This is a genomic window from Thioclava sp., from assembly GCF_048263065.1.
In the GTDB taxonomy this organism is placed as follows: domain Bacteria; phylum Pseudomonadota; class Alphaproteobacteria; order Rhodobacterales; family Rhodobacteraceae; genus Thioclava.
Window position 1 is genome coordinate 137,731 of sequence record NZ_JBLXEM010000001.1, and the last position, 14,409, is coordinate 152,139.

Sequence of the window (14,409 nt, forward strand, 5' to 3'; positions counted from 1 at the left end):
CCCTTCATCACGAACGGTCCTGATACGATGCCGGAACCTTGTTTCGTGTGACGTCCGCCGATTGTGACGGCATGCCTCATTCTTGCCATGATTTTGCCCCTATTCCCCGTGGCTGGCAATCTTTCGTTAACAATAACAAACTGTTTCTGGCATTTTGGGGGAGGAACTGGTGCGGCTTTGCATCAAACTCGGTGCAAAACTGTGGCACCCTAGGAGAGTTTGCTAGATATAGTGGTTGGGGTTATTTTGGGCGCTATTTCCTAAGCGCGCGGGCCGCGGCCACTCAGTCCGAATACAATCAATCCGAATCCATCGAACAGCAATTGCACCCCTAACAAAAGGCCAAGAAGGCTGGTCGCGGCATTCTGGAAATCTGAAAATACCAGGACACCAATCACAATTGAGGCCATGCCCGACAGCCATAGAAGCGGCCGGATCGTGCTGCGGGGCAGTCGCAGGCCGACTATCAGGCGCACGACGCCCATAATCAAAAACAGCGCCCCCACGACCAAGGTCAAAGATACTGTGCCCGAAAGTGGGTTCGCCAGAAGCCAGATGCCAACCACGATGTTGAGCAGCGCAATAACGCCGTGCGACAGACGGTGCTCGGCATCAAATGCACGAAACGTCAGCCACGCCTGCGCGACACCGCCCAGAAGAAATAGAAAGCCGACAAACGTCGTCACGGCAAGCGAGGCGGCAAACGGGTTGGCCAGCGCGAGGCCGCCAAGAGCCACCATGCCAATGCCCATCCATGTGAACAGGTTTGCTGATTTCATCGCCGTGACCCCTTATCTGACATGTCAAAAGACAAACGGATATTCGCAGCACCGGTTCCTTTCCGCAATAAAAAGGCCGCCCGAAGGCGGCCTAATGCGCAGTTTTCGTTTCTAGATCACACCCAAGGACGCGATTGCGAGAGTTGCGTCTCAAAGCTGTCGATGGCCGATGCCTTGGCCAGCGTCAGGCCAATATCGTCCAGCCCTTCAAGCAGGCAATGTTTCTTGAATGCATCGACATCGAACTTGATGACCTCGCCTTCCGAGGTCGTGATCTGCTGGTTTTCCAGATCCACCGTCATGCGCGCATTGGAGCCCTTCTCGGCGTCCTTCATCAACAGATCGACCTGCTCTTGGGGCAGCACAATCGGCAGCATCCCGTTCTTAAAGCAGTTGTTGAAGAAAATATCCGCGAAAGAGGTCGAGATCACGACCTTGATTCCGAAATCCGCCAGCGCCCAAGGTGCATGTTCGCGCGACGAGCCGCAGCCGAAGTTATCGCCCGCGATCAGCACTTGGGTGTCACGATATTGCGGCTTGTTGAGCACGAAATCAGGGTTTTCATTGCCCTCGTCGTCATAACGCATCTCGGCAAAGGCATGCACGCCAAGGCCCGAGCGCTTGATTGTTTTCAGAAAGTTTTTCGGGATGATCATATCGGTGTCGATGTTGACCAGCGGCATGGGCGCTGCGATCCCGGTGAGTTTTTCGAACTTGTCCATATCGCTTCCCCTTATGCCTCTTCCAGTTCCATCAGCTTGCGCACATCGGTGAGCTTGCCAGTGACGGCTGCGGCGGCGGCCATGGCGGGACTCATCAGATGGGTGCGGCCATTGCGGCCCTGACGCCCTTCAAAGTTGCGGTTCGAGGTTGACGCGCAACGCTCGCCCGGAGCCAGTTGATCGGGATTCATCGCAAGGCACATCGAACACCCCGCCATGCGCCATTCAAACCCGGCGTCGAGGAAAATCTGGTCCAGACCTTCTTCCTCGGCCTGCGCGCGCACGAGGCCCGATCCCGGCACGACCATGCCGCGCACGCCCTCAGCCATCTTACGCCCCTTCACCACCTCTGCGGCGGCGCGCAGATCTTCGATCCGACCATTCGTGCAAGACCCGATGAACACCACGTCGATCGCGATATCTTCCAGCTTGGTGCCCGGTTTCAGGCCCATATAATCAAGCGAACGTTTCGCTGCCTCGACCTTACCACCTTTGAAGTCTTCCGGCGCCGGAACGACGCCCGAGATCGGCAACACGTCTTCGGGCGAGGTGCCCCAAGTCACGACCGGCGCGATATCTTCACCGCGGATCGTAACGACCTTGTCGAAATGTGCATCCTCATCGGTGAACAGCGTTTTCCACCAGTTCAGTGCGGCTTCCCATTGCGCGCCTTTGGGCGCATGGGCACGGCCTTTGACATATTCAAACGTAGTTTCGTCCGGCGCGATCAGTCCAGCACGCGCGCCGCCCTCGATGGCCATGTTGCACACGGTCATGCGGCCTTCCATGCTGAGTGCGCGGATCGCCTCGCCACAATATTCGATCACATGGCCCGTGCCGCCAGCGGTGCCGGTCGCGCCGATCACCGAAAGCGTGATATCCTTAGCGGTCACGCCGGGACGCAACTTGCCGGTGATTTCCACCTTCATGTTCTTTGACTTTGACTGGATCAGCGTCTGCGTCGCCAGAACGTGCTCAACTTCCGACGTGCCAATGCCGTGCGCCAGCGCGCCGAAAGCACCATGCGTCGCGGTGTGGCTATCGCCGCACACCACGGTCATGCCCGGCAAGGTCCAGCCCTGTTCGGGACCGACGATATGCACGATACCCTGACGCACATCGGAGACCGGATAATAATGCACGCCGAAATCGCGCGCGTTCTTGTCGAGCGCGTCGACCTGAATCCGGCTTTCCTCGTTCTCAATTACGCCCGAGGCGCGGTCGGTCGTGGTGGGCACGTTATGATCGGGCACCGCAATAGTCTTATCGGGCGCGCGCACCGAACGGCCAGCCAAACGCAACCCTTCGAAGGCTTGCGGGCTTGTCACCTCATGCACAAGATGGCGGTCGATATACAGCAGACAGGTTCCATCTTCGTCTTGCGACACGACATGGGAATCCCAGATTTTATCGTAGAGGGTCTTTGGAGCGGACATGGCTCTCACTTTCATTGGATAGCTTGTAAGTCAGACATGGGAACGCAGGCGCTGCCTGCGGGCTGCCCGATCAAAGTCGGGCCAGCACCGAACGGCTTTCACCGTAGAAACGCTCGCGCAGGCGAGCGCGGTCATCCATGTTAAAAACACGCGTCATGGGCTGTTAAATAGGCGGTTGCGCGCAGGCTGGCAATCAAAAGAGTCGCTTTTGACTTGCTGCGCTGGTCTGATAGCCTGATCACAAAGGAGTGCATGTGGACTTTCTAAGCCCAGACACCGTCAAAACGCTGACCGCGCTCTGGTCGCAGGTCATGATATTCTTCAATTCGATGCTGCTACCCTCGCGGCTATGGCAATTCGCGGTCATTGCCGGGTGCTTTGCGGTGGCACATCTTGGCCGGATCTGGCTGTCGCCCAAGGTCGATGACTGGGCGCGCAAGCGCGAGCTGAGCACGCGCCAAAAACGCTGGGCTATTTTGTTTCGCAAACGCCTGCGCGGGAGTCTGTTTCTTCTGTTGGCTTGGTCATCGGTGCTGGTGCTTGATGCGGTCAAGGGGTTTTATTCTTGGCGCTTTCTGGTGGTGCTGGCGGCAACGCTTGTCACGGCTTGGCTTGTGGTGGGATTGTTCGCGCGGCTGATCCGCAACTCGCTTCTGCGCCGGATCGTCAGCTGGGGCGCGTGGATTTGGGTAACACTTTATTACTTGGGCTTTTGGGATGATGCCGAGCGCCTTCTGGAATCCTTCGCCATCGAGTTAGGCGGGTTCCGCCTGTCAGCCCTAGCAGTTCTCAAGGCGCTGGTGCTGACCACGGTCTTACTGTCGGTTGCGCGTATCATCACGGGCCAAACCACCGCCCGCCTGCGTCACAACGAAGATATCAGTCCGTCAATGACCGAGCTGGCAATCAAGACAATGCAGGTCTTGCTATATGGCACGGCCGTCTTCATCGGCGTCAAGGCGGTCGGGTTTGATCTGACCGGACTGGCATTTTTGTCAGGTGCGATTGGCCTGGGCTTGGGGTTCGGGCTGCAAAAGGTCGTCTCTAACCTGGTCTCGGGCGTGATCATCTTGCTTGATAAATCAATCAAACCCGGTGACGTCATCAGCCTTGGCGAAACCTTCGGCTGGATCGCTTCACTTGGGGCGCGCTATGTCAGCGTCGTCACCCGAGACGGCAAGGAATACTTGATCCCAAATGAGGATCTGATCACTGGGCAGGTGGTCAACTGGTCGCATTCCAACCAATTTGTGCGCGTAGATTTGGAGTTTGGCACCTCCTATCACGACGACCCGCATGTGGTGCGCAAGCTCGCCATTGAGGCTGCGCTATCGGCGGATCGTGTGCTCTCAAACCGCCCCGCCGTGTGCCACATCACGGGATTTGGTGACAGCTCAATTGACTATACCTTAAGATTTTGGATCACAGACCCTGTTGAAGGGCTTACAAATGTGCGCGGCGCGGTCTATCTGGCGCTGTGGGATTCGTTTAAGAAAAACGGTATCTCCATTCCGTTCCCGCAACGCGAAGTGCGCATGCTCGATGGCTCAACACTGGTTGTGCAGAACGGCCGGCAAAATTCGCAGGGCGAAAATTGAAATCGTGCAGAAGCGATGTTACTTTAATAATATGGCCTGCGCCGGGGCCGGACTGGCGTGCAACCACTGGAGGACTATGTCCTGTCTCATCTTTCAATCGTGTCGGGCGACAGCGGCACAAAGGCGGTCATCATGACGGCTAAAACTCTCGGTGCTGACCCCACAAGCGAGGACATTCTCGCACGAGTCATTTCGTCTCTCGAAGATGATAAGGCCGAAGACGTCGTCACAATTGATCTTCGCGGCCGCTCTTCCATTGGCGATTACATGGTTATCTGCTCGGGGCGCAGCTCTCGTCAGGTCGGTGCAATCGCTGAAAACCTGTCCGAACGACTCAAGCAAGATTTTGGCCGCATCTGCAAAGTCGAAGGCAAGGATCAGGGTGACTGGGTTCTGCTCGACAGCGCCGATGTGATCGTCCATGTCTTCCGCCCCGAAGTGCGCGATTTTTATCAGCTTGAAAAGATGTGGATGTCGCCGAGCGTGGATAGCGTGCTGCTCGACGATGATGTCTGATCGCGGCTGACCGATGAAAATCACGATCTGCGCGGTCGGTCGCCTGCGCAAATCCCCCGAACGCGAGTTGATCGATGACTACCTCTCCCGGTTTGAGAAATCGGGGCGAGGGATGGGTCTTGGTCCCGCGCAACTGATCGAAGTTGAGGATAAAAAGGGCCTGGGCCAAGAGGCCGAGGCGCAGCTTTTATCCCGCGCGATTCCCGAAGGCTCGGTAATCGTGACGCTGGATGAGCGCGGCAGCCCGATCTCGTCTCCCGAATTTGCGCAAAAGCTGGAAGCATGGCGCGATACCGCACGCGATGTGACGTTTGTGATCGGCGGCGCGGATGGTATTGTGGCGGATTTGCGCGCGCGGGCCGATTTTTCGATCTCTTTTGGCAAAATGGTCTGGCCCCATATGCTGGCCCGCGTCATGTTGGCGGAACAAATCTACCGTGCCGGCCAAATCATCGCCGGAACGCCGTATCACCGCGCATAACTGACACGCTTTACCCTTTGAGGGCCGCACTTATGGCGAAAATCGCTCTGACCAAGATTTCCTCCAAAGCAATTCCGACCCCTGCGATTGCACTGATCGGTTTCCAACGCACCTCACAAATCAGCCGCAAATCCCGGGTGGCGTGGGAGGCGGGCGACCGCTCGGTTCTGATTGCCGAGGCCGAGGCACGGCGCGATGACATCTTTAAGGGCGCTTTGTCCGAGGTCCATGACGAATTCATGCCGACGCGCGCCGCCCTTACGAAAGCCAAGCGCAAGCCGCAGCACGTCATCGACATTGGCTGTGGTCAGGCGCTGAATGATGTGTTGATGGTCAAAGCATACGACTCGCGCATCACCCTGATCGACATCGAAGAAACCAGCGATCAATACCATTTGTGGCGAGATAGCGGGTCGGGGTATGCGTCGCTTGCCGCAGCCAAGGCCTTTCTAGAGGATAATGGCGCGCGCGATGTGCAAACGCTCAATCCGCGCCTTGATCCCAACGGTTTAGCGGATGTCTCGGGTGATTTGGTTACCAGTCTGATTTCATGCGGGTTTCATTACCCGATTGGCGAGTATTTGGACTTGATGCTGAGCACGGCTAAATCGGGGGGCGCCGTGATTCTGGATCTGCGGTTGCATTATCGTGACGCGCCCGATGATGCGTTGCGCACGCTCTACGCAGAGACGAAGCAAGCCGTCATCAGCGATGCCCCCAAGCGCCAGCGCGTGATGTTCTCGCAGTAAATGTCTGGGCGGTTGCTCGCCTCGCGCGGGAGGCGTAAACAACACCAACAGCTAGCAGGAGGTGGCGATGAGCAATCCGAAACCCGTGGTTTTGTGCATTCTCGATGGTTGGGGCGAACGTCCCGAGACCGAGGGCAACGCGCCTGCGCTGGCTAACACCCCAAATATCGACGCGATCTGGGCTAATGGCACGAAATCGACGCTGGTCACCTTTGGCCCCGATGTCGGCCTGCCGACAGGGCAGATGGGCAATTCCGAGGTGGGTCACACCAATATCGGCGCGGGCCGGGTGGTGGCGATGGACTTGGGGCAAATTGATCTGGCGATCGAGGATGGCTCGTTTTTCAAAAATGAAGCAATCCTGTCCTTTATCGACACGCTGAAAGGCACAGGCGGGCGGGCGCATCTGATGGGCGTTGTCTCGGATGGGGGTGTTCACGGCCATATCGAGCACCTGCTGGCGGCCTGTAAGATGATCTCGAATGCCGGCATCCCGGTGGTCGTTCACGCGATTACCGATGGCCGCGATGTGGCCCCCGACAGCGCCCAGCGGTTCGTCGACGATCTGGTCGCGCGCCTGCCGGACAACTGCACCGTCGCCACTGTGATCGGGCGCTATTTCGCGATGGATCGCGACAATCGCTGGGATCGGGTGCAGCGCGCCTATAATGCGATGATCAAGGGCGAAGGAGAGCACGCCGCGACCCCCGCCGAGGCCGTGGCCCAAAGCTATGCGCGCAAGGAGATGGATGAATTCATTCAGCCCACGGTGATCGGCGATTACGCCGGGGCAGTGGATGGCGACGGTCTGTTCTGCCTCAACTTCCGGGCCGATCGCGCGCGCGAAATTCTCGCCGCCATTGGCGCGCCCGATTTTGACGGATTCGACACGGGCAAGCGCCCGAAACTAGCGGCGATGCTAGGCATGGTGCAATATTCCGAGGCCCATAACGCCTATATGAGCGTCGCCTATCCCAAGCGCGAACTGGTCAACACGCTGGGCGAATGGGTGGCCAAACAGGGCAAAACTCAGTTTCACATCGCCGAGACCGAGAAATACCCCCATGTCACGTTCTTCCTGAATGGCGGGCGCGAAGATCCTTGGCAGGGCGAAGATCGTTTCATGCCAAAATCGCCGAAAGTGGCGACGTATGACTTGCAGCCCGAAATGAGCGCGCCCGAAGTGACCGACCACCTCATCGGCGCGATTGAGGCGGGCTATGACCTGATTATCGTCAATTACGCCAATGGCGATATGGTCGGGCATACCGGCTCGCTTGAGGCGGCAATGGCGGCTTGCGAAGAGGTGGATCGCGATATCGGTCGCGTCGTCGAGGCGCTCAACAAGGCGGGCGGCGCGATGATCATCACCGCCGATCACGGCAATTGCGAAACCATGATTGATCCGGTGACCGGTGGGCCGCACACGGCGCATACGACAAATCTGGTGCCCGTGGCGCTGGTGGGCGGGCCGAAAGGCGCGAAGCTGCACAAGGGGCGGTTGGCCGACCTTGCGCCAAGCCTACTAGAGCTGATGGGTCTGCCGATCCCGCCTGAAATGACCGGAAAGAGCCTGATCGAGACGTGATACGCGCTGCTCTCCTCGCCACTTTCCTGCTAACGGGCGCAGCCGCGCAGGCCGAAACCGCAGCTGATACAGCCATGTCCGCAGCCAGCGATCTGCGCAAGGCGATTACGGCACTGGATGATGCGAACACCAAAGCCGACCGCGTGGGCGCGTTAACCAAAACGATCTCGGCCTATGAGGTTGGCTTGGGCGCGCTGCGTGACGGGCTGCGCCGCGCGGCGATCCGCGAGAATGAAATCAAGCAAGGCTTTGATGCGAAGCGCGAGGAACTGGGCAGCTTGCTGGCTGTGATGTCGACGATGCAGCAATCAGACGGCCCGCTTTTGCTGCTGCACCCCTCGGGGCCGGAAGGATCTGCGCGCTCGGGGATGGTGCTATCGTCGGTCGCGCCCGCGCTGCAACAAGAGGCTGAGGGCCTGCGCAAACAGCTTGATGAAATCGCTACCTTACGGAAATTGCAGGAAAATGCGCGCTCGGTTCTGGAACAGGGCATGACCTCGGTCACGCAAGCGCGCACGGCGCTGTCTGACGCGATATCTGAACGCACAAAGCTGCCTCAACGCTATCTTGAGGAACCCGAAGAGCTGCGCAAACTGGTCAACAGCGCCGATACGCTGGAAGGGTTCGCCACTGGCCTCAGCGGGATGGAAACCGATATCGGCCCGCCGATGGATGACTTCGCAGGCGCTGAAGGCACCCTGAAATTGCCGGTGATCGGATCGCTGCTGCGCCATTTCAACGAAACCGATGCGGCAGGCATCAAACGTCCCGGACTTGTGATCGCGACCGCGCCCGCAGCGCTGGTCACCACGCCCTGGCCTGCGACGATCCGATATCGTGGGCCATTGCTTGACTACGGAAATGTGATGGTGCTTGAGCCAGCAGAAGGATATCTTCTGGTTCTAGCAGGGCTGGGAACAGTCTATGGTGAGACGGGAGATGTGCTTCAAAAAGGGGCACCGATAGGTTTAATGGGCGGAATAGCGCCGGGCGCAAAGGAATTCGGCAAAGAATTCGTGCAAGCGGCGCAAGACGGCGGTAGCGCAGGGCAAAGCGCCACGCTTTATTTGGAGCTGCGAAAGGGCGATACGCCCGTGGACCCGGCCCCGTGGTTCACCCAGACGAAAGGCGACAAAGGTTGAGTATGAAAAAGTTCATGATGGCCGCGCTCGGCGGCACGTTAGCAGGCGCCGTTCTTTCGACACAGGTGGCTGCGCCGCTGATGGCGCAAGAGGCAAAGAAACCCGATTCAGTTTATCAACAACTGGATCTGTTCGGCGATATCTTCGAGAAAATCCGCGAGGATTACGTCGAGCCAGTCGATTCCAAGAAGCTGATCGAAGCCGCGATCAACGGCATGCTCAGCTCGCTCGACCCTCATTCCAGCTATCTGCCGCCCAATGATTTCTCTGATATGCGCGTGCAAACGCGCGGCTCGTTTGGTGGTCTCGGAATCGAGGTGACGCAAGAAGACGGGTTCGTCAAAGTCGTCTCGCCAATGGATGGCACGCCCGCCGATGAAGCCGGAATCAAATCGGGCGATTTCATCACGGCCGTCGATGGCGAGTCCCTGATGGGCCTGCCTCTTGATGAGGCCGTGGACAAAATGCGCGGACCGGTCGGCTCGGAAATCAAGATCACCATCGTGCGCGAAGGCGAAAAAGAGCCCTTCGACGTCACGCTGACCCGTGACACGATCAAGCTGACCGCCGTTAAGGGCCGTCGTGATGGCAATACGGTGATCTTGCGGGTCACGACCTTCAATGACCAGACCTACGCGAACCTCGAATCCTCGATCAAAGAGCAGGTCAAGGAAATTGGCGGGATGGATAAGGTCGACGGGTTTATCGTCGATCTACGCAATAACCCCGGTGGCTTGCTAACGCAGGCGATCAAGGTTTCGGACGCCTTCCTCGACAAAGGGGAAATCGTTTCGACCCGCGGGCGCAATGCGCAAGACAGTGAGCGTTTCAATGCAACGGCTGGCGATCTGGCCGATGGCAAGCCACTTGTTGTGCTGATCAATGGCGGCTCTGCCTCTGCCTCGGAAATCGTGACCGGTGCGCTGCAAGACCACCATCGCGCCATCGTCGTAGGAACCAAAAGCTTCGGCAAAGGCTCAGTGCAGACGGTGATGCCGATCAAGGGTGAAGGCGCGATGCGCCTCACTACGGCGCGCTATTACACACCCTCGGGCCGCTCGATCCAAAGCCTTGGGATTTCGCCGAATGTCGTGGTGCCACAGCTTGATACGCCGCCCGCCGATGAAGCTGCCAAAGACGATGCGCCCAAACCAAAAATGACGTCGGAAGCGGATCTGAAGGGCGCGATCACCAATGACTCGATGACCGAGGACGAAAAGAAACAGGCTTTGGACGAGCGCACCAAAGCTGGCGAGGCCGCCAAGCGCCGCCTCGAAGATTTCCAGATGTCTTACGCCGTTGATCTGATCCAAGGGCTTTCGGCGCTGTCTTCGGACCAGAAAACAGAGCAGCCAACGCAAAAAGCCGAAGCGGCTCCCGCCAAAAAAGATGACACCAAAAAGAACTAAAGGAGAGGGGCCCTCGGGCCCCTTTTTAATATGACCCCTGACGAAATTTCCAAACTTCCCTATCGCCGCAATGTCGGTGTGGTGCTGCTAAACCCGCAGGGCCGCGTCTTTGCCGGTCAGCGCATCGACAATCCCGGCCCCGCTTGGCAGATGCCACAAGGCGGGATCGACAAGGGAGAAAAGCCGCGGGAAGCGGCGCTGCGTGAGCTGGAAGAAGAGACCGGCGTCACTCCAAATCTAGTCGAACTGGTTGCGAAATCTAGCAATTGGATCAGCTACGAACTCCCCCATGATCTGGTGCCCAGAATTTGGAAAGGGCGCTATCGTGGCCAAGAACAGAAGTGGTTTCTTTACCGCTTTCAGGGCCGCGACGAGCAGGTGAAAATCGACACCTCTCACCCAGAGTTTTCCGTCTGGCAATGGATGGAATTTGACGAGCTGATCGGCAAGATTGTGCCCTTCAAACGCCACGTCTATGAGGCTGTACGCGCCGAATTCAGGGACTATCTTAGCTAAAGCTCTAGAAATCGAGGCCAAGATCCAGCGTGCGCGCCGAATGTGTTAACGCGCCTGCTGAAATATAATCAACGCCTGTCGCCGCAACCTCTGCGATGCGTTCGAGCACCATATTCCCCGAAGCTTCCAACGTCACGCGCCCTGCATTCAACGCCACCGCCGCGCGCAGCTCATCATTGCTCATATTATCGAGCAAGATCACATCCGCACCGCCGATATGCAGCGCCTCTTCCATCTGGCGCAACGTGTCCACTTCCAGCTCAATCCGCATCATGTGGCTGCGCGCGGCTTTCGCCGCCTCCAGCACCTGTCGAACGCCCCCGGCGGCAGCGATGTGGTTGTCCTTGATCAGAATCGCGTCTGACAGACCGTAGCGATGGTTGAAGCCTCCGCCATGGCTTACCGCCGCCTTTTCAAGCGCGCGCAGCCCCGGCGTAGTTTTGCGCGTGCAAGTGATCCGCGCCTTGGTGCCCTTGGTTTGCGCAACAAACCCGGCAGTTTTCGTCGCAATCCCGCTTAGACGACCCGCGAAATTCAGCGCAACACGTTCGCCCATCAAGATCGACGCGGCCAATCCCTCAATCGTCATCAGTGTATCGCCAGACTTGCAGGGCGCGCCATCCTTCACCAGAACCTGCACCCGCAGCGCCGGATCGACTAGGCGAAACGCCATCGCGGCCACCTGCATCCCTGAAACGACGCCTTCTTCACGCGCATTCAGCCGCGCGGCATAGGTTTTGCCCGCCGGGATCACTGCCTTGGTGGTCGCGTCACCCATCGGCGAGAGATCCTCGATCAACGCGGCGCGCACAATCGGCTCAATCAACAACTCGGGCAGCATATCAATCCTCCAAGGCGCGGGCGCGAATTTGCATCGCTTCGGCCAGTGTCATTTTGGTTCTTTTGGCCATATCCGGGTCGATTTCGGGGAAATCCGAGCGGAAATGCCCGCCCCGGCTTTCCTGACGTTTCAGCGCCGCAGCCGCAATCAGCGTCGCGGTCGCAGTCATGTTGTGCATCGTCTCGGTGCAAGCCTGTGCCTCGACCTCAGCAATGACACGCAGCGCGGTTTTCAAACCATCCGCATCACGCACCACGCCGACCCCATCGGTCATCGCGTGGCGCATGTGCAGCAACAATGCCTCGTTCACCGGATTATCGCCTTGCGGAAAATCTGGGGTGACCTCTGCCGCGTCTTCGATGTCGCCCAGCGCAGCCCCAATCCCAAGTGCGCAAATGCGGGCGTATACAAGCGCCTCAAGCAAGCCATTCGAGGCCAAACGGTTTGCGCCGTGCAGGCCTGTCGAAGACGCCTCACCGCAAACCCAAAGATGCGCCAGCGAGCTTTGGCCCAGAGCATCGGTATCAATGCCACCCATGTGATAATGCGCGGCCGGCGCTACGGGGATAGGCTGTAAAACAGGGTCTATTCCCGCCCGTTTGCACGATTGTGCGACAGCCGGGAACCGGGTGAGAACCTCTGCGCCCAGCGCCCCGCGAGTATCGAGAGCGGGCTCACGTCCGGCGCGGCGCTCAAGATACACTGCGCGTGCCACGATGTCGCGCGGGGCCAATTCCGCGTCGGGATGAACGGACAGCATGAACCGCTCGCCTGCATTATTGATCAACGTGGCACCCTCACCTCGCAATGCTTCGGTCGCCAAAGGTGCCGGATCTTCGCCACTGGCAATCGCCGTGGGATGAAATTGCACAAATTCTGGATCTGCGATGCAGGCACCTGCCCGCGCGGCCATGCCGATCACCTGACCTCGAATACGCGGCGGATTGGTCGTCACCGCGAACAGCCCGCCAGAACCACCCCCCGCCAGCAACACTGCCGGACTGCGGATCAACGTGGCGCCCGAAGGCGTCAGGGCGCGTTCAATCCAGACGCCCGTGACCGCGCCATCCTGAACCTCAAGCCCCGAGGCCAAGACGCCCTCAAGCACTTGAATTGAAGGAGTTTTACGAACAGCCCCGATCAGCGTTTGCATGATCTCGCGCCCGGCCTGATCGCCTTTGACGCGCACCACGCGGGCCTCGGAATGTGCTGCCTCGCGCGACATCACATAGCCGCCCGATGCATCGCGATCAAACGGCGTGCCAAGGTTGGTGAGTTCAAGAATGTGCTGGCGCGCCTCGTCGGTGACAAGCTGCGCGATTTCAGGTGAAACCGTGCCCGCGCCTGCGGAAATCGTATCTGACGCGTGGGCCTCGGCGCTATCGCTTTCGGCCATGGCCGCCGCGACGCCACCTTGCGCCCAAGCCGAAGACGCGCCCTCGCCCAGAGTTTCGGGCGAAATCACCAGAACCGGGCGCGGCGCAAGCTGCAGTGCCGCATAAAGCGCACCAAGCCCGGCACCGACGATAATGATACGATTGGTTTCAATCACTTGGCCAACGCCTGCGACAGATCAATCATCCGTTCGACCGCGATCTTCGCTTTGGCGGCAATTTCGGCGTCGACTTCAACCGCTTCGGTGCCGGTATGCAGCGACCACAAGATCTTCTCGAGCGTGATCTTCTTCATATAGGGGCACATGTTGCACGGGCCGGTAAAGTCGACCTCGGGCAGGGCATCGGCGATGTTCGACGCCATCGAGCATTCGGTGACCAACATCGCGCTTCCCGGCTTTTCGCGCGTCACATAATCAATGATCCCCGAGGTCGAGCCCGAGAAATCCGACGCGGCAACCACATCGGGCGGGCATTCGGGATGCGCGATGATCCGGGTGTCGGGGTTCATCGCACGAAAAGCGTTGATATCGTCCTTGGTGTACTGCTCATGCACGATGCAGGAGCCTTCCCACCAGACAATCTTTTTCTGCGGCACCTCATTCGCGACATTTTGCGCAAGATATTGATCTGGCGTCATAATCACGACATCGCTATCCATCGCCGCCACAATTTGCGCAGCATTGGACGAGGTGCAGCAAATGTCGGAGGCCGCCTTTACCTCGGCGGTGGTGTTCACATAGCTCACAACCGGCGCGCCGGGATATTTCGCGCGCATCTCGGCGATTCCCTCCGCGGTGATCGATTCCGCAAGCGAGCAGCCGGCTTTGACATCAGGGATCAGAACGGTCTTGGCGGGGTTCAAGATTTTCGACGTTTCGGCCATGAAATGCACGCCGCATTGCACGATCGTGTCGGCCTTAACCTTGGTTGCCTCGATGGCGAGTTGTAGGCTGTCGCCTACTACATCTGCCACCCCGTGATAGATTTCTGGCGTCATGTAGTTATGCGCAAGGATCACCGCGTTTTTCTCGCGCTTCAACTTATTGATCGCGCGGATGTAGGGCGCGTAGCGCGCAAAGTCAGGAAGCGGAACGACCCGGTCCATCTTGGCGTGGATGTCACGCATCTCCTCGGCAAGGTCCAGCGAGGGCGCAAGATCATAGATCTCGGCCAAAGTGGCGCGCATCGTGGTCAGGTCCAGCATGGGTATCCTCCCTCAAGCTCGAAACAGGTCT

General features: G+C 58.5%; 14 protein-coding genes. 8 read left to right on the forward strand and 6 right to left on the reverse strand.

The features are described 5' to 3' along the window. Positions 1-260: 260 nt before the first annotated feature. From ACN0SD_RS00695 to leuC, 3 genes are all read right to left on the reverse strand, one after another. Positions 261-779, reverse strand: coding sequence for an HdeD family acid-resistance protein (locus ACN0SD_RS00695; protein ID WP_417806297.1), 519 nt, complete (start codon positions 777-779; stop codon positions 261-263). A gap of 116 nt (positions 780-895) precedes the next feature. Next, the gene (gene leuD / locus ACN0SD_RS00700; protein WP_417806298.1) at positions 896-1,501 is read right to left on the reverse strand and encodes a 3-isopropylmalate dehydratase small subunit; all 606 of its coding nucleotides are present in this window, start codon (positions 1,499-1,501) and stop codon (positions 896-898) included. Between the two features lie 11 nt (positions 1,502-1,512). After that, on the reverse strand, positions 1,513-2,937 hold the full coding sequence (leuC, locus tag ACN0SD_RS00705) for a 3-isopropylmalate dehydratase large subunit (protein ID WP_417806299.1): 1,425 nt from the start codon (positions 2,935-2,937) through the stop codon (positions 1,513-1,515). A 311-nt stretch (positions 2,938-3,248) separates the two neighbouring features. Between leuC and ACN0SD_RS00710 the strand changes: the two genes are divergently transcribed. From ACN0SD_RS00710 to ACN0SD_RS00745, 8 genes are all read left to right on the forward strand, one after another. Continuing rightward, positions 3,249-4,535, forward strand: a complete 1,287-nt coding sequence (locus tag ACN0SD_RS00710) for a mechanosensitive ion channel family protein (RefSeq protein ID WP_417806747.1) — start codon at positions 3,249-3,251, stop codon at positions 4,533-4,535. Between the two features lie 132 nt (positions 4,536-4,667). Beyond that, positions 4,668-5,051: a ribosome silencing factor gene (gene rsfS, locus ACN0SD_RS00715; protein WP_417806300.1), complete on the forward strand. Its 384-nt coding sequence runs from the start codon at positions 4,668-4,670 to the stop codon at positions 5,049-5,051. Between the two features lie 13 nt (positions 5,052-5,064). Beyond that, positions 5,065-5,532, forward strand: a complete 468-nt coding sequence (gene rlmH, locus ACN0SD_RS00720) for a 23S rRNA (pseudouridine(1915)-N(3))-methyltransferase RlmH (protein WP_417806301.1) — start codon at positions 5,065-5,067, stop codon at positions 5,530-5,532. A 32-nt stretch (positions 5,533-5,564) separates the two neighbouring features. Next, entirely contained in the window at positions 5,565-6,281 is a 717-nt protein-coding gene (locus ACN0SD_RS00725) for a hypothetical protein (RefSeq protein WP_417806302.1), read from the forward strand. Between the two features lie 67 nt (positions 6,282-6,348). After that, positions 6,349-7,869 (forward strand): 2,3-bisphosphoglycerate-independent phosphoglycerate mutase, encoded by a 1,521-nt coding sequence (gpmI, locus tag ACN0SD_RS00730; RefSeq protein WP_417806303.1) that lies wholly within the window; start codon positions 6,349-6,351, stop codon positions 7,867-7,869. Beyond that, complete coding sequence (locus ACN0SD_RS00735) at positions 7,866-9,011, forward strand: murein hydrolase activator EnvC family protein (protein WP_038128364.1); 1,146 nt, start codon at positions 7,866-7,868, stop codon at positions 9,009-9,011. Before gpmI ends, ACN0SD_RS00735 begins: the two co-directional genes overlap by 4 nt. A 2-nt stretch (positions 9,012-9,013) precedes the next feature. Next, a complete protein-coding gene (locus tag ACN0SD_RS00740; RefSeq protein WP_417806304.1) occupies positions 9,014-10,420 on the forward strand; it encodes a S41 family peptidase in 1,407 nt (468 codons plus the stop codon). A gap of 30 nt (positions 10,421-10,450) precedes the next feature. Continuing rightward, a complete protein-coding gene (locus ACN0SD_RS00745) occupies positions 10,451-10,936 on the forward strand; it encodes an RNA pyrophosphohydrolase (protein ID WP_417806305.1) in 486 nt (161 codons plus the stop codon). A gap of 4 nt (positions 10,937-10,940) precedes the next feature. On the opposite strand, the gene nadC is transcribed toward ACN0SD_RS00745, so the two are convergent. The 3 genes from nadC to nadA are packed head-to-tail and all read right to left on the reverse strand — an operon-like array spanning position 10,941 to position 14,378. Further along, positions 10,941-11,777 (reverse strand): carboxylating nicotinate-nucleotide diphosphorylase, encoded by an 837-nt coding sequence (gene nadC, locus ACN0SD_RS00750; protein ID WP_417806306.1) that lies wholly within the window; start codon positions 11,775-11,777, stop codon positions 10,941-10,943. A 1-nt stretch (position 11,778) separates the two neighbouring features. After that, a complete protein-coding gene (locus ACN0SD_RS00755; RefSeq protein ID WP_417806307.1) occupies positions 11,779-13,329 on the reverse strand; it encodes an L-aspartate oxidase in 1,551 nt (516 codons plus the stop codon). Further along, positions 13,326-14,378 carry a quinolinate synthase NadA gene (gene nadA / locus ACN0SD_RS00760; protein ID WP_417806308.1) on the reverse strand — a complete coding sequence of 351 codons (1,053 nt, stop codon included), beginning with the start codon at positions 14,376-14,378 and terminating at the stop codon, positions 13,326-13,328. Before nadA ends, ACN0SD_RS00755 begins: the two co-directional genes overlap by 4 nt. Positions 14,379-14,409: the final 31 nt, after the last annotated feature.